Source organism: Arthrobacter sp. NPDC089319 (assembly GCF_040684925.1).
In the GTDB taxonomy this organism is placed as follows: Bacteria; Actinomycetota; Actinomycetes; order Actinomycetales; family Micrococcaceae; genus Crystallibacter.
Window position 1 is genome coordinate 161114 of the sequence record NZ_JBFBGZ010000002.1, and the last position, 17342, is coordinate 178455.

Annotated in this window: 6 protein-coding genes; all 6 read left to right on the top strand. The window is 62.6% G+C overall.

Going from position 1 to position 17342, the window contains the following annotated elements; all coding sequences use genetic code 11:
- Positions 1-140: 140 nt before the first annotated feature.
- The 6 genes from AB0N75_RS03595 (at position 141) to AB0N75_RS03620 (ending at position 17016) form a co-directional block, all read left to right on the top strand.
- Positions 141-1658: a helix-turn-helix domain-containing protein gene (locus tag AB0N75_RS03595; protein ID WP_364645216.1), complete on the top strand. Its 1518-nt coding sequence runs from the start codon at positions 141-143 to the stop codon at positions 1656-1658.
- Between the two features lie 518 nt (positions 1659-2176).
- Positions 2177-4321: an N-6 DNA methylase gene (locus tag AB0N75_RS03600; protein WP_364645219.1), complete on the top strand. Its 2145-nt coding sequence runs from the start codon at positions 2177-2179 to the stop codon at positions 4319-4321.
- Complete coding sequence (locus AB0N75_RS03605; protein ID WP_364645222.1) at positions 4318-5733, top strand: hypothetical protein; 1416 nt, start codon at positions 4318-4320, stop codon at positions 5731-5733. The genes AB0N75_RS03600 and AB0N75_RS03605 overlap by 4 nt, the downstream gene beginning before the upstream one ends.
- A complete protein-coding gene (locus tag AB0N75_RS03610; RefSeq protein WP_364645225.1) occupies positions 5733-9959 on the top strand; it encodes a protein kinase in 4227 nt (1408 codons plus the stop codon). Before AB0N75_RS03605 ends, AB0N75_RS03610 begins: the two co-directional genes overlap by 1 nt.
- A complete protein-coding gene (locus AB0N75_RS03615) occupies positions 9950-11584 on the top strand; it encodes a hypothetical protein (protein ID WP_364645228.1) in 1635 nt (544 codons plus the stop codon). Before AB0N75_RS03610 ends, AB0N75_RS03615 begins: the two co-directional genes overlap by 10 nt.
- The gene (locus tag AB0N75_RS03620; RefSeq protein WP_364645231.1) at positions 11581-17016 is read left to right on the top strand and encodes a hypothetical protein; all 5436 of its coding nucleotides are present in this window, start codon (positions 11581-11583) and stop codon (positions 17014-17016) included. Before AB0N75_RS03615 ends, AB0N75_RS03620 begins: the two co-directional genes overlap by 4 nt.
- Positions 17017-17342: the final 326 nt, after the last annotated feature.

Sequence of the window (17342 nt, forward strand, 5' to 3'; positions counted from 1 at the left end):
CCTTAGTGGCCGTCGGTCGAGCTTGTCGAGACCAGGCCATCTTCGGCCTAACCTGCCGGAAGGACCGGCACCGAACTTCTTCGTGAAACCGACTATTCCGTAGGTCACAACAGGTAATCCATAAAAAATGCTGGAAAGATTTGCACTTCTTCTCGTATCCTCAAGAAATGGCAACCACCAGCTGGAATCGTCCCGTCAAGCACGACGACGGTGCCTCCGCAGAGCCCGAAGTCGACGTCATCAGCCTGGGCCGGCGGGTCCGGCACCTGCGGAAGTCGCAGGGCATGACGCTGGACGATCTCGGGACAGCCGTCGGCGCCGCGCCGTCGCAGCTCTCGCTGATCGAAAACGGCAAGCGCGAGCCCAAGCTCGGCATGCTCCAGGCCCTCGGCAAGGCCCTCGGCGTGGGCATCGACCAGTTGCTTGGGGCCGAACCGCCCAGCCGCCGGGCTGCACTGGAAATCGAGCTGGAACGCTACCAGCGCGGGCCGCTGTACGAATCGCTCGGACTCCCGAAAGTCCGCGTCAGCTCGCGGCTTTCTATGGACGTGCTGGAGTCGCTGGTGGGGCTGCAGCATGAGCTGGAGCGCCGGCTGGACGAGCAGGCCGCCACCCCGGAGGAAGCCCGCCGCGCCAACACCGAACTGCGGGCGGAAATGCGCGCCCGGAACAACCACTACGAGGACATCGAAGCCCAGGCCCAGGAGCTTCTCAAAGCAGTTGGTTTCAAGGGCGGCCCGCTGTCCCATCACGTGGCCGCGGACATCGCCGAGCACCTCGGTTTCAGCCTGCAATACGTCAGCGACTTGCCGCATTCCACCCGTTCCGTGACGGATTTGAAGAACAGCAGAATTTACCTAACCCAGGGCCACCGGTCGGAACACGACCCGCGGTCGGTTCTGTTGCAGGCCGTCGGCCATTACGTCCTAGGGCACCAGACGCCCACCGACTACGCGGACTTCCTCCGTCAGCGCGTGTACACCAACTACTTCGCCGCCGCCCTGCTCATGCCCGAGCACGCCACGGTGGACTTCCTGAAAAAGGCCAAGGCCGCCAAGGAACTGGCCATAGAGGACCTACGCGACGCGTTCAGCGTTTCCTACGAGACTGCGGCCCACCGCTTCACCAATCTGGCCACGCACCATCTGGGCATCCCGTGTCACTTCCAGAAGGTCCACGTTTCCGGCATCATCCACAAGGCCTACGAAAATGACGGCGTGAATTTCCCCGCCGACCACACCGGCGCTATTGAAGGCCAACCCGTCTGCCGCAACTGGACCTCAAGGGCAGTGTTCGACGTGCCGGACAAGTTCCGTGCCTTCAACCAGTACACGGACACCAAGGCCGGGACATTCTGGTGCACCGCCATCACCGAGCGACACTCGTCGGGAGAGTACTCGCTGAGCATCGGGATTCCCTACAAGGAAGTGAAGTGGTTCCGCGGTCGCGACACCGCCGAACGCTCCGTCTCCAACTGTCCCGACGAATCCTGCTGCCGCCGCCCGCCGGCCGACCTCGCCGCCCAATGGGCCGGCAACGCCTGGCCGAGTGCGCGTGCCAACTCGCACCTCCTCGCCGCCCTTCCGCCCGGCGCGTTTCCGGGTGTCGATGAAACCGAGGTGTATTCGTTCCTGCAGGCGCACGCGGAGCGCTTGTAGCAGATTGAACCACCGGTTGTGGATCAAAATCTCGCAGCGTGGGGCTCGGAGTTGCACGTCAACACAGCGTTACGGGATACGACGTGCAGCGGCTTCAACGCGCACGGATCAGGAAGGTGGGGGCACGCCGATAGGCCGAACACCTGACATCTCCAGGTTGTTACTCGCGCGGGTTGGCACATCGGGTCACAGGTTGGGTCTTAAAACACCGGAGCGTCCATCCTTTGCGCTTGCATACATTTCCAAGTTACTTGAAATTGTCTAAGAATTTTGCTTTGCAGTGGTGGTTTACACGCGGGCTGATGACCCACCCGGGCCAAGGGCTGGTCATGCTGGCTACCCGTACGGCGGAAGCGTGGATTGTTCGCGACTCGACGGGACCCTTCGGGCTGGTGTCAGACCCATCCATTACGCTGAACTGAGCAAGATGCGATCGGAACCCGGAACCCCGGCACCGGTGGTCGTCCAATGCGGCCCAACGCGTACCTTGACGAGCGCAGCAGAAAAAGAATGTGATGGTGAGCTCAACCGACATGGTTGACCCGACGACTCCGGACAATGAACCCGAGCCCAGCACGGAGGATGAGGCACAGGTGCGACACCTCGACGAGGGCTACCTCGTCGACTTCCTTACGGACAAGCCCATCAAGGACACGCCGAAGGAGCAAGTCCGGCAGCGGATCGTGCGGGTGCTTTTCCATGAGTATCAGATCGCCCCGGAGGACATGGCGCTCGACTTTGCAATTCAGGTCGAGACAGAAAAGGGCAAGCGCCGAAAGAAAATCGACATCGCGATCTTCGCCCCAGGCAGCGAGCACAAGGCTGATAATTTGCGACGTGTGGTGGTCACCAATAGGGAGCCAAACCGCGGTAAGAACGTCGTCAAACTGCGCACCTACGACCAGATGAAGTCCGAGATGGCGCACGTCCAAGACCTGCTCGGCGCTGAAGACTTCCCGGAGCGCACCTGGGGCCTGTGGACTGACAACGTCGACTTCTTCTTCATCGAGAAGGAGACCACCCGTTGGGGCGCGGACTTCCACGAGCGCTCCGACTGGCCGATGTCGGACGGCACCGTGGGCAGCGGCCAGGTGGTCTCTGCCCAGCAGCTGCGGCGCGCCGAACCGGAGATGCTGAAGGTCACCTTCCGGCGCTGCCACAACTACGTCCACGGCAACGAGGGTATGCCTAAGGACGTCGCCTTCTGGCAGTTCCTCTTTTTACTCTTCGCGAAGATGTATGACGAGCGGGCCGTCCGCAAAGGGAACCCGCGTCGCTTCTACGCTTCTATGACAGAGCCATACGATGACAAGGGCCGCGCTGCGATCCGGGAACGGATCACGGACCTCTTCGAGGACGTCAAGAAGCAGTACGTCAACTCCGGGCTCTTCAAGGCCAATGACGAGATCGCCCTAACCGACCGGGCACTTGCCTTTATCGTCTCCGAGCTGGCCCCGTACGATCTCGGTCTGACCGACATCGACGCTAAGGGGCTGGCCTACCAAGAGCTCGTCGGCACAAACCTGCGCGGCGATCGCGGTCAGTACTTCACCCCCCGCGGCGCGGTGAAACTGATGATCGACATCCTCGACCCGCAGGAAGACGAAACGGTCCTTGACCCGACCTGCGGCACTGGCGGCTTCCTGCACGCTACCCTTACACACCTTCACCACAAGATGCAGGAGGAAGACGGCACCCGCGGCCTTCCTAACTCCCCGGAGCAGGCCGAGCGCTACCGCGACCGCCTTCGCAGGTACTCAGACGAGCACCTATTCGGCGCCGACTTCGACCCGTTCCTCGTGCGTGCAACCGCGATGAACATTATGACACTGGCCGACACACCCGGCAATGTCTTCCACATGGACTCCCTTGCCTTCCCGAAGGGGCATCTGAGCGGCGTCGCCGAAGCGAACAAAAGGATTCCTCTGGCCAGAGACGGCCGGAGCGGTGTCGTGGACGTGCTGCTCACCAACCCGCCGTTCGGAGCTGACATTCCCATCAACGACGAGTCGGTGCTCGGTGAATTCCGTGAAGGCGTCGCTAGACTGTGGTCACGCGACAAGAAGACCGGCGATCTGGTGATCAGTCCCAATGTTCCCGGTTCCATGGCTCCCGAGCAGCTCTTTGTACAGCGGGCCATAGAGTGGGTCAAGCCCGGCGGACGGGTCGGTATCGTGCTGCCGAATGGCATCCTGTCGAACCCCGGTCCGGCCGACGAGGGTATTCGTCGCTATATCCTGCAGGAATGCTGGGTACTGGCTAGCGTCGAGCTGCCGGTTGAAACTTTCATTGTCGATGCCAACGTCAACATCCTCACAACCCTGCTCTTCCTAAAGCGTAAGACGCTCGACGAGAAGATCAACGAGAATCTCAATGGCCCGATCTCTTACCCGGTCTTCATGGCAGTGGCGGAGAAGGTCGGCTTCGACCGGCGCGGCAACGAACTCTACAAGCGGGCAGCCAACGGCGACCTAATCATAGAGACGTACGAGGAAACCGAGTACCTCAGCATCGGCGGACATCGACGTGCACGCAAGGTGAGGCGCAGCCGTCCCGTTATCAATAACGATTTGCCGCTGATCGCTCAGAAGTACTGGGAGTTCCGAGAGAAGTACCCGATGCCGGGTCAAGACCCGCGGGAGACGCGAGGAGCCGACGCGTGAAGGCTGTCAGCATCGAGAGTCCGGTCCGAGCGGACTGGTTCTTGGACCAGGGTTTCCGTTTAGACGCGTCACCGTACCTCTCGGGGGCGCTGGAGGCGCGCAAGCGCATGGATGCGTTGCCCAACACGGTCAGGCTCGAGAGCGTTACGGCGGGCCACAACGGTGGAATCTTCAATGGGCCCAAGTTCAGCCGCGTTTACCTCGAAGACCCGGAGCAGAGCGTTCCGTTCCTCGGCAGCACAGACATGCTGGAGGCCGACTACAGCTACGTTCCAAAGCTCAGCAAGCAGATCGCCGAAAAGCTCTCCTATCTGGAGGTAGAGCCTGGTATGTCGCTGGTCTCGTGCTCGGGCACGATCGGCCGGATCACCTATGTGCGCCCTGACATGGCCGGGTTCTGGTCCTCGCAGCATGTAATGAAAGTGCAGGCTGATCCGGAAGTGATCCCGCCAGGGTATCTCTACACGTTTCTTCGCAGCCCTTTCGGCGTACCGATGATTTCCTCATCCGCATATGGGGCGATCATCCAGCACATCGAGCCCCATCATCTGGTCGGTCTGCCGGTACCGCGCTTCGAGGATTCGTTGGAGGGTAAGATTCACGATTTGGTTGCCAAAAGTGCGAGTCTGCGGGGCGCCTTCCAGGCAAGCCTTGTCGCCGCCACTGAGGACTTCTTTCATAGCGTCGGCTTGCCAGAGCTCATTGACTACCGCTGGCATGATGAGGAGCCTGACCTTGGCTTCGTCGTCCCCGGTGTTACGCCTGCCACATTGCGGGCATTAAACTTTCGGCCGCGTGCACAACGTCTGATCGACATGCTTCGATCGGTTCAGGGCACGACACTCGGGCAGGTGTGTGAGGGAGGAACTCTCCGGACCGGTGCGCGTTTCAAGCGGATTGATGCCGACGAAGAACACGGTGTTCGGCTTGTAGGACAGCGGCAAGCGTTCTGGGTGCGCCCAGAAGGTCGCTGGATAAGCGCCGCAGCGGCGCCGAGCGACATCCTTCAGAAAGACGAGACGATTCTAGTGGCTGCACATGGCACTTTCGGTGAGAACGAGGTGTATGCCCGGTCGGTATTCATTACCGGGAACCTGATGAGAAATGCGTATAGCCAGGACTTCGTTCGAGTGCTTAGCGGTGCGCCCGATGTTCCCGGCGCGTACCTCTTCGCCCTCTTCCGGAGCAACGCGATGTTCCGAATCCTCCGGTCCATCAGCGTCGGAGGAAAACAGCAGGAGTACCATACCAAGTTCCTTCGTGACATGCCGATTCCGCTTGCGGCGGAGGCTGATCGGGAGCGCATCGCGGAAAAGGTCCGTCAGGCTTACCGATACCGTGACCGAGCCGACATGTTAGAAGATGAGGGGTTGTCCTTGCTCACGCAGGCGATCGAGGGGGCTGAGGGCTGATGGCGAGGATCGTTCCGATCGGACCGCCCGTAAACGATGCGGAGCGTGCGGTCATCGCTCACCTGCGTGATCACGGGCCGGACGACTGGACGGTCCTGCATTCGCTGGAGATTCCCGACTCCCGAGGCCGACTTTTTGAGGTCGACCTGGTAGTCGTGACCGGACACATGGTCTACGTGATTGATGTGAAGGGAACATTCGGCCGGATCGACGTGCAGGGGTCGCGGTGGATGCCGGCGGGACGGTCGCCATTCCATACACCGCTGCCGAAGCTGCGAGAGAACGCCAAGCGGCTAAAAAGCCTCCTTGAGGAGGCACATCCGCAACTTTCTCGGGTATACGTCGACGCAGTTGTCGTGCTCCCGGCGCCCGACGCGCGGCTAGTCGACCGCAACACTCCGCAGCGGGACGCAGCCTCGACGGTCAACCTGCAGCACTTGGTCACGCTGCTCTCCGACGACTCCCGTGTGCCGACCGGTTCGTTCTCGGTAGACGCCACCATCAGGCGTCATCACGAGAAGATCGTGGACGAGGTCAAGCGGATCGGTCAGGTGCCGACCGGACCGTTGCAATTCGGCAATTGGCTAGTGCTCGACACACTGAGCGAGACCATCCATGCCGACGGGATTGACGTGGTGGGGGAATACCGCGCCAAGAACGCCAATGCCGTGCAGGGTTCGGGCACCGTGCGGCTTGTGGTCCGGCAAGCCGACGTGTATGCCCCAACACGGGAACGGGAGAAGAAGCAGAAGCAGATCGGGATCTCTTACGAGGCGCTCGGCAAGCTACCGCCACATCCGGCGATTGTCGGGGTGAAGGACTTCTTCCCAGATCCCGACGACCGTGGGTTTGTCACCGTCTACGACGACATTCCCGGTCATGCTCTGCGGCTGCATTTAGGGGAGAAACCGGTCGAGCCGTTGACCAGGGATCGGAAGCTGTTGATCCTGCGGCAGGTTCTTGCCGGACTGGCGCACGCCCAGTCCCGCAAGATCGTGCATAGGGCACTGAGCCCGGTCACGATCCTGCTCACCCAAGATGGCAGAGCGATGATAACCGGCTTCGACTACGCCAAGACTGCTCAAATGCGTGCCCACACCGTCGCCATCGACGCTCACGCCGCCGCAGACAACGCCTACCTCGCTCCTGAGGCGCTGGAGAGCCCGACCGCGATGACTGACAAGGCCGACATCTATTCCCTCGGCGTCATCGGGTTCGAGATGCTCACCGGCCACCTGCCTTTCGGATCGGTCACCGCGCAGGTCAAGGCTGGCGGGCTACTTCCGGAGAAGGATTTGGAGGAGGCCGATGTGCCTGCTCCACTGCGCCACTGGCTCTCACTGCTGTGCGCTGCCAGACCGCAGGACCGGCCCGATGCGCGCGAGGCAATCCGCCGCTTCGAACTGGCCATAGGCGAGGTCAACCGACCCAAGCGCCGGCTCACCTCTGGAAGCGGGGGGGAACCACCCGCGTCCCCAGCGCCCTCACAGTCAAATGACGACGACAAGCGTCGCGACCCGCAATACTGGCGGAATCTGCCGCGGGACTTCGCCCTCGGCACAAAGTACATCGTGCAGCAGCGGCTAGGCAGGCCTGGAGCGAGCGGTGTAGCGTACAAAGTCTTCGACACAATGCGCAACGTCGACCGAGTGATTAAGCTGATACTGCGTGACGAGGAGGGCACCCGAGAGCGTGCTCGCCGTGAAGGCATGGTTCTATCTCGGCTCCAGGATGCGAAGGAGCATCCGAACGTGGTTCGGATGCTCGACGTCGATGTCCTACCGCAGCCATACCCGCTTCCCTTCCTCGTCTTCGAGTTCGTCAGTGGGGAGGACCTTGGGGAGGTAATCCGCGGCGGGACGCTTACCGGGAGCGACGTGCTGCGCATTGGCCTCGACGTCGCCGAGGGGCTGAACTACCTGCATAGCCTGGACGTGTGGCACTGCGACATTAAGCCCGGCAATCTGCTGTGGACCGAGGACGGCGTGAAGATCCTTGACTTCGGCATCGCCAAGACCCCCGAGGCCACCCAGGGCCACACCGCCAGTACCCCGCGCTACACGCCGCCCGACCTGGATCAGGTGCCCGCCAGCGCTGCAGGCTATATCGACAGGGACCTTTACGCGCTTGGGATCACGTTGTACGAGGCGCTCACCAATGCCTACCCGTGGGACGGTGCCAGCACACCGCCGCCCGCGTTGGCGGCCGAGGATCCGCGCGACCGGTTCAACATTCCCGGGGTGCCGCCCAAGCTGGTGGAGACGATCCGCAAGGCCATCGCGCCAGATCGCGGTAGCCGGTTCACCAGTGCTGAGGAGTTCCTCACAGCGCTCTTGGCAGCTGACGAGGAACCGAAGCCGAAACCCACGAAGCCAGCGATACACTCTCCGGTCGTGGCGAATGATGACGCCGACACCTCGTCCGAGCACAATACGTTCGTCGCCTACCTTCAGACCCTTTATAGCCAGAGCAGGCGCAGCAATCGCGGTACTCGCGGCATGGACGACGCCAATCTACGCGTCTACGTTCCCACCGCGCTCGACTTGGCTCTGACCCCGGCCGTGCTCGCGGGCAGACACTCGCTGGTGATCGTCACCGGTAACGCCGGTGACGGCAAGACCGCGTTCCTGGAAAGTCTCGCCGCAACCGCGCGGGACCGGGGTGCGACCTTCGCCTCCGAGCGGGCCAACGGCGCCGACTTCCAGCTCGGCGGACGCCACTTCCACACTAACCACGACGGCAGCCAGGACGAGGATGGAGTCGTCAGTGACGATGTGCTCTCGAAGTTCTTCGCTCCTTTCGCTGGTGCTGATGGCGTCGGTGAGCTGACCGGCGAAACACGGCTGATCGCGGTCAACGAGGGCCGACTGGTCGATTTCCTCAGCCACCACTCCGAGCAGTTCGCAGCTCTCACCCGGATCGTCGAGGCAGGGCTTCGTGGTGAGGACGGCGCCCCGGGGCCGGTAGCGGTTGTCAACCTCAACCTCCGCGATGTCACCGTCCGCCAGACCGAGACGCTGACCGGCAAAGGCTCTAGGGACTCCATCCTCGAGCAAATGCTCGATTCGATGGTCCGCCCGGACTTCTGGGCCTCTTGTAAGGGTTGTGCCCTCGTCGAGGGCTGCTACGCCCGGCAGAACGCGGCCACTATCGCCCACCCGGTCGTGGGGCCGCAGGTCAAGGAGCGCTTGCGGCGAATCTACGAGGTCGCCCAGCTTCGTGGCAGCCTGCACATCACCCTGCGCGACCTGCGTTCCGCCCTCGCATACACCCTGACCTCAGGGCGTGACTGTGCCGAGATCCATGACCTCTACAAGGCCCAGCAGCCCGCGCCGATCCTGGACAGCCATTACTTCAACGCCTATCGAGGTGGCGATGCTGCGACCGAGCGTGACCGGCTGCTCATCCAGCTTCGTCACGTCGATGTCGCTCGACCGCCCCAGCCGGTGCTCGACAGACGCCTGGCCAACGAAGGTCTGCTGGAGCACTACCTGGTAAGCGCTACCGATCGCGTCACCCCGGAGCGAGACCTGCTCCGTACGTTGCACGCTAAAGCCAGCGGTGCCGACGCAGGCCCTGATGAAGTTATCGGCTTCTTGTCGGGGGCCCGCAGACTGTCGTACTTTGAAATGCGAGATCCCGGCGAGGCGATCAAGATGCTGCCCTATGCTTCCGTGCAGTCCTTCCTGGAACTGCTCGACGGCAAGCGGGCAGTGCCGACCGAACTCTTCCTCAAAGCACTCAACCGAAGCGAGGGCGTCGTCTCGGCGGATCTCACCTCCGGTGGGCTCGTTATCCGGGTCCGCAGCGTCGTGCGCGGCACCATTCGCAGCCTGCGCCGATTTCCCGGAGAGGGGTTCAAAGCCGGACGAATTGGCACTGACGTCCACCCGTACCTGGAGACGCGGCCGACGGCGCTGCGGTTGACCTATACCGACCCTGATCACGCTGGGATCCCACCGGCAGAACTGCGGATTGGGCTGGATCTCTTCGAGCTGATTGAACGGTTCAGCCGAGGCTACCAGGCCAGCAATGACGACGATCAGGGGTACGCGCTCGCCCTAACAGTATTTAAGAACCAACTGGCAGTGGTGCCCTACCGGGCGGTGATGCTAACCGTTGACGGGTCCGCGATGCACGTCGTGCGACGCAATGACGACGGTGTGCTCCACCTGATCACTCAGGAAACGATCGTGCCCGAGGCACAGGAGGCGGAATGGCGCTAGACAGTAAGGACCGCGCCTTCAGGTGCGACGCGATCAGCCGTATCGACTACAAGACGCTCACCATGGATCGTGTCCTCACGGCGTTCCTGGCCAGGCTCTGGCATGGCGGCGTCAACAGCCGGGTTCGACGCGTCACGGACCTGGATATCGATGCCTACACCGAGCTGCTAGTCAACGACAAGTCCGGCCGATTCGACGGCTTCGCGGAGAACGAAGACATAAGCCGCAGGTGGGTCGCGACCCACCTGCTCGACCTGGTCAACCGTGGCCGGGCGACCGAGGCGGTGGCCGGGCCACGTCCGCTGCATGGGTTCGCATATCGGCTTCGTAACACCTCCAGGTCTCGTCCCTACGGCGCGGACGAGCAGCTCTACGAACTGCTCTCGGTCAACCACCTCGCCCTGAGCGGCTTGCGGGATTTCTTTTTCTCGGACATCAACCTTGCCACCGGCGAGGCATTGCCGGGCCCTGATATTGACGTCGAGTCGCAGGCACTGCTCAGTATGGTCGAGGTCACCCAGGGCAGGGCACAGGATCGCCCCGATAGTTCATCGCGTCGTGAGCAGAAGCAGCTGTGCCGCCAGCCGGGCGAACTGCTCGGTGAGGACGTGCTGCGACTGTTGCTGCACCGGGAGTTCATGCCGCGGACCGTGCTCGTGGAACACCTGAAGATCCTGTTCTCGTTCCATCTGGCGCTCTACCACCTGCGAATGTTGAAGCTCGTACCCACGGCCGTGCGTGACGGCGCGGTCGACCATGCATGCGCTGGCGGTCACAAGAGGGACGAGAAGTGTCGCTTCCATCCCCATCTCTTCGTCGACGTCGCAGGCTCAGAGACTGGGCTGCCCGCGGAACACGCGGTCAGGAGCGCCTCGACCTGGTATGGCCGGCTACCGCAGTTTGTCCGCGGCACTTTCGCCGTGCTCAAGCTCACCGACTTCGCCAAAGATCTGCACCGGCAGGGCAAGTTCTCGATGCCAGTCCGGGATGACCTGCCGGCCGCCGAAGCAATTGCGCTGCTGGACAGAAAGCACGAGGCCGACCGCGAAGTCTTTTTCGACATGCGGGTGCGTCGGATCCTTGACGATGAGGAGGAACCGCTCGCCCCCGAGCTTCAGACCATCATGGACCTCGGTCTGAGTCGCCTCGACACCTACCTCGAGCTGATCATGCACTACCGCGGCGCCTTCCAACGGAAGTATTTAGTCGAGTGCCTGGACTCGATGTTCCTTAAAAGCCGCCCCGGGGAGCTGTTGACCCAGCCTCGGGGCAAGTCCGGCGAACGTCGCTTCGTGCTCGACTCGCGGCTGCTGGAGGTGCTGTTGCAGGTGTGCTTGGTGCAGCCCGACGCACTGGGACGTATGCGGACACGGCCGATGAGGGTCGACGAGATCCTCGACACGCTGCAGAACCGTTATGGGCTTTACATCCACACCCTCCCGACCGACGACGGTTTCCACGGCCCCGACCTGCCTGATCAGGCTGCGCTGCGAGCCAACACCGCCGCCTTCATTGACCGGCTCCGCGAGATCGGCTACTACCGCGATATCTCCGACGCATATCTGACCCAGACCGTCACCCCGCGCTTCACTATCGGCGCTCACCAGGAGAGGAGTACACGTTGACGGCCAGCGCGGCCGGGCTGATCGAGCCCACCATCATTGAGATTCGCAGCGCTCTTGAGGACGTGCTCGTCCCTCACCTGCTCGGGCTAATCACTAACCGGCAGGCCGGACACTGTATGCGCGTCACCGAACTCGACGGCGAACTCGCAGCGCGCCTCGTGCATCGGCTGCGTACTGCGACTCCGCCGGGTACCGTGGTGTGCCTGCTGGCGTCCGATCAGAAGGCCGCGAATGACGACTCCTTGGTAACAAGCACCCAACTCGTGGAACTACGCAACCGGCCGGTCGAGGCGACGGCCGGACCGCTGCTGGTCTTCGTGCCCCCGGGGCTGCGCGCCAGCGCCGAGGATTCCTTCGGGGTGGCCACCTTCGAAGAGATCGAGGTCGGCAACGCCTACGCGATGCTGCGCAAGGAGCTGATAGGCCGGGTGCCGGCCTCACTGCGCAACGTGATCACCCGCCTGGAACAGGTCCTCGCCATGAAGAAGGACAACCGCTCCAGCGATCAAGCATGGGTGCGCTACCTGCTCACCCTCGCCGCCAATGACTTCGAGCCCGACGCGGCCGGGGCGGCGATCTACTGCTTTGGCCTGGTGCCTGACCTGTCGCTGTTCACCGAAGTCGAGGACGTGACGGAGCGGGTCGGCCGCAACCGGGTCCACGTTGACGATCTCAGCCGCAGCGAGCTCGACGAGCGGCAGCGGGTACTCTCCCTCGGCCTCCCCGATCCCCACTTCACCTCTTGTCTCGCCCGCTTCGCCGGCAAGGTCGGTCTCGAGGACCGCGCCGTCTGGACCAGGCGGATCATCACCGACCGTGACAACCGCATCCTGACCTTCGACAAATGGCCTGCCCCCAGCGAGCGCGAGGTTCAACTCAAAATCGAGGTCCACGCCGTCGGTCTGCCGATCGTTGGCGACGATCCCGAGCACCTCAAGATCTACCCGGTCTTGGAGACGCTGGCTGGACAGCCGTACATAATAGCCGGTCCGACCGGCGCGAAAGACATCGGTGCGGACTTTTCCATCGATCCGGCCTTGACCAGCGCTGACGGACTGCTCAAGCTCCGGGTCGAGTTGGTCTCCGAGGATGGTGAACCAACGGGTAAGGGCGTTAACGTAAAGGCTGGGGCGCGCCCCAGGAGCAGCTATAAGGGCACGATCCGCAACCTGCGCAAGGCCCAGCTTGACGAGGGCTGGCACCGCCTGATCGTCACTCCAATCGCGGAGACGGACCGCCGGATCATCACCGCTCCCGACTCGGGCAAGAGCGAGCTCTTCTACGTCGTCAACGCCGACGAGAGCGAAGAGCCACCCGAGACCCGGACCCAACGGTACGAGAGCCTTACCCACGCGATGCAGCGCGTCGGCTTCGGCCGCGTGGCCGACGGACGCCCCGACAAGGACCTCACCCCTGGGGAGGTCTCGTGGGTCAACGGATCACGCACCTCGGCGTACGCCAGCGCCAATGTCCATATAGCCGGTGGCGGTGCGGTCGAGGTCCGGCTATCTCGGCTGCTGACCCAGATCGAACGCGACACCTTGATCAGCCCACGTGAGTTCGGCATGTGGCAGCTCGCCATCAGCGGGGAGGGGGCGCCCTCGGCCCCGGTTCGCGACGAGACCCCATGGGTCGACTCGCTCGGTCCCGTGGCGGAACAGGCCTTCGGCGAGTTCATCGACGTCCGCGACACCCTGTTCGAGGCGATCGCATATGCCGGACCGCGACATGAGCACGAACCCATCGGTGTCGTCGAAGCTACCAACCTCCCTTCACTCTCAGCTGAGATCTTCGCCTATGCATTCAGCTACCAGCGGACGATTGCCGCACAGTCCGCCCACGCAGTAGAGGTCACGAAGCGCGAGCGGGGAGCGGCGCTGCGGGCGCTTGCCGGTCTGCAACAGATCGATGCCGTCGCGGCTCGCTATCTCGATGCGCTCGGTGACTTCCACCAGGTCCTGCTGGTCGGGCCGACGCACCCGCTGCGATTGCTTTGGTTCTCCCGGTGGGGCAGCGTTGGTGCAGCATGGCGCAAGGAACTTGCCGCCCACACCAAGGAGGCTGCCGCAGATGCGGCAGCGAGCTACTTCGACAGGCTTGACTCCCTTGGCTTTCCCTTCGCCGTACCGCGACAGGACAACCACCACTTGCTTGCCGCGGTCGGAAACCTGACGCCCTTCTGGACGGCCATGGTTCACCCTCGTACCGATGATGCGATCGGACTCCTCACTAAACTGTCCGGCGCGCTCGGCGTACCGGACGCGCCCCGCACCGCCGGCCGTAACCAGGCTGCAGCCGTGCTGGCGGACAGAGTGGAACGGTATGTGCGCCAACATGCTTATATTCGTGCCCTAGTCGTTAACGTAATCAACCCAGGCGACGCGGGACTCATCGTCGAGATGCTCCTGGAACTTCAGCGCCGGTCGACGACCAAGGAATTAACCTACGATTTGCGGCTATGCACCCCCAACACCGCCATGCCCGGAATCGGTGAGGCCGTGGCGGACCTAGCCCGCTCCGACAGTCGGTTCAATAGCGAAGAGGCTAACGCATTTGGCTCCCGCCAGAACAGCAGCGTGCCCAAGCTTGCCTACTCGATCCGGTCCATAAACGAGTTTGAAGACCGCCCGGCCGAGTTCGAAGCCCACTTGACGATCTTTGTCGACGCCTTCTCCGGCGAAGAGCACGAGACCGGGCCGATACAGGACATAGCCCACCCGCCGGCGTACGGGCTGATTCAACAGGCGGCCACAGCTTTCGAATCCGAAGATGACGGCGCTAGCGTCACCTGGCGCAAGACCCCGGTCTTCGCCCGACACGGGGCAATGGGCGGCGCTCTGAACGACCTGATTGCCGAACTGCCGAGAACGCTCGCACAAGCCGCGGCATGTGTCGCCACGGACGGCACGGGGACCGGGCATGTGCCCACCGCCACCCTCAACCTGGACGGCCAGCAGCGATCCCTGCTGCACCAGGCCCACGACGTCAGCGACTGGGTGATCATCATTGACCGCACTCTTGGACTAGAGTATTTCGACCGCGCAGCCGAGGGCGGCGGCCGCAGCGACTTTGTCATCGATTACGTCGCCGGGCGCGTCGGGCTTGGCCGTCAGGTGTTGGTCAGCTCGCGCAAAGTCGAGGAACTTCGCAGCCTCTTGACGCCGGTCGTCAGCGACCACGGCATCGCGGTCGACAACCGGCACCTGCAGACCTTCTTCGAGCAACTGCGGCTACTGTCGGGCAGCCTCGCCTTCAAGCTCTCCTCCGCTGCTCGCAATCAACGCGCCGAGGTACTCGGGCTGGCCCTCGCGCGGCTCTACCTCGAGGGCCAGCGGGTACTCGGCGACCAGATCGTTATACCCCTCGATGCCCATCAAGACCTCTATAAGGAGACGCGGCGCCGATCGGGGGCAGACAAGTCGCTGCGGCGTACCGACCTTGCGCTCTTCTCTTTCGATGCGAAGGCACGAACCATCACCTGCCGTCTAGTCGAGGTCAAGGCGTACTCCAAGATCCGAAACGTTACGGACCATGAGGGGCTTCAGCGATCGATTACCGAGCAGATCGAGACTTCACAGTCAGTCCTGGCGAGCCAATTCGACCCGAATCTCGCCGATCCTGACCGGGTCGACCGGGCGGTGAAGAACGTCGAGCTGGCTGCCCTGCTGCGGTTCTACCTCGAGCGTTCCGAGCGCTACAAGATGGTTGGACGCTCCGTCAGCACACATGCTCGTCGACTACTAGAGACCCTCGATGATGGGTTCACCCTCTCCTTTCAGCGGGTCGGGCTCATCTTCGAACTGACGGGGGAAGGCAGCGACCCCGAGACAGTCGATGGCGTGGAGTTCCACCACATCGGACGGAACGAGATCGACGAGCTCCTCGCCGACTTGCCGACCGAACCAGACCTACCCCGGGACGCGACCGAGGCCTACTCTATTACCGTGCCAGCGCTCACCCGTTCTTGGCGCGAAGACGCTGCTTTCCGGGCACCCACGCTGGATGCACTCGAGGACGAGCCGCAGCAAGCCAAAACCGACTGGCAGCCGACGCCTGTTCCGCCTCCTGTCGAGATCAGCCCAGACGAAGCCCCGCCCGCAGTGCCCGATGATTCCCAATCGGCGTCACCTAGAGTCCGGCCGCGTGAGGATGACGAGAGTCCAGTCGAACTCGGCGTCGATTTGGAGACTATCCTGGGCGGCGTGGGCGGACCGGCTACATACCAGCCGGAGGCTACTCCACCAGTGCTCCTTGGAGTCTCGAATACGACGCCGCAATGGGCGATCCTCGGTGAGGCCGCCGGTGGCCGGAAGACAGGCCTCGACCTCAACGAGACCCACACCATCAGCCTGTTCGGTGTCCAAGGGGGCGGCAAAAGCTATACTCTCGGTTCCATTATCGAGGGTGCGACCCTGCCCGTTTCCGGTGTGAACGCTTTGCCGAATCCCCTGGCCACTGTCGTCTTCCATTACAGCCGCACTCAAGACTATGCCCCCGAGTTCACCTCGATGAAGAACGCCAACGACGTCGAGGGCCAGATCGCCCTGCTCCGCGACCGCTACGGTGCCGAGCCTGCCGGCTTGGAGGACGTCCTGCTCCTGGCTCCCCGGGACCAGGTCGCGGATCGCCGAGCGGAGTTCCCAGACCTCGACGTGCAACCCCTCCTGTTCGCATCGTCCGAACTGCAGGCCGCGCACTGGCGTTTCCTGCTCGGTGCGGTGGGCAACCAGGCGATGTATATCCGTCAGCTGATGCAGGTTCTCAAAGCCAACCGCAACTTCCTGAGCCTGGACACTGTGCGCAAGGGGGTGGAGGCCTCTAGCATGGCCGATAACCTGAAGGACCTAGCTCGGCAGCGGCTCGCCCTCGCCGCTGACTACATTGATGACTCAGTGCGGATTTCCGACTACTTACGACCAGGCCGGCTTATCGTCGTCGACCTGCGTGACGAATTCATCGAGAAGGACGAGAGCCTCGGCCTCTTCGTAGTCCTCATGCAGCTCTTCGCCGAGGCCAGGGTCGACGGCCGGCATTTCAACAAGCTAGTCGTCTTCGACGAGGCTCATAAGTACATCGACAGTCCCGATCTCGTAGACGTGCTCGTCGAGTCCGTCCGCGAGATGCGGCATAAGGGCATGAGTATCCTGATTGCGAGTCAGGATCCACCCTCAGTGCCGGTCTCGCTCATTGAACTCTCAGACCTCGTCGTGCTGCACAAGATGACGTCTCCAGCCTGGCTCAAACACATCCAGAAGGCCAACGCCGCGCTAAACAGCCTCCGGCCCGAGAACGTTGCTCACCTACAGCCAGGGGAGGCGTACATCTGGGCAGGTAAGGCCATAGACCTTGCCTTTACGCGCCACGCGGTCAGGGTGTCCTTGCGGCCTCGGGTGACCCGACACGGAGGCGGAACAAAAACAGCATCCGAATGAGCGATGCCACTCTCGGATGACTCTACAGGGGTTGAACATCCGAGGGGCCAGAGCATTCAAAGACATGGTCTGGCTCGAACCGCTTACGGCGTGGCCACCAGATCTCCGGCAGAACTGCCTGCCCTTTGTGGTCACCGAATCCTGCGCTAAGTCGTCTAAGAATGCAGCACGTACGATTAGTGCCTTCCCTCGCTTGCCTTGTTGACCTCAGGCGTTTTTAGATCGGTTGGAGATGGGTCTCTCCGGGCTGCGCCGGTGCTCACATCGCCATGCTGGAAGCATTGCTGCTTTGTAAGGCATTTTGCGCTGTCGAGCAGGAACCCGGA

Coding starts and splice junctions, on each gene's coding strand:
- AB0N75_RS03610 (WP_364645225.1), top strand. CDS start 5,733: ATGGCGAGGATCGTTCCGATCGGACCGCCCGTAAACGATGCGGAGCGT.
- AB0N75_RS03615 (WP_364645228.1), top strand. CDS start 9,950: ATGGCGCTAGACAGTAAGGACCGCGCCTTCAGGTGCGACGCGATCAGC.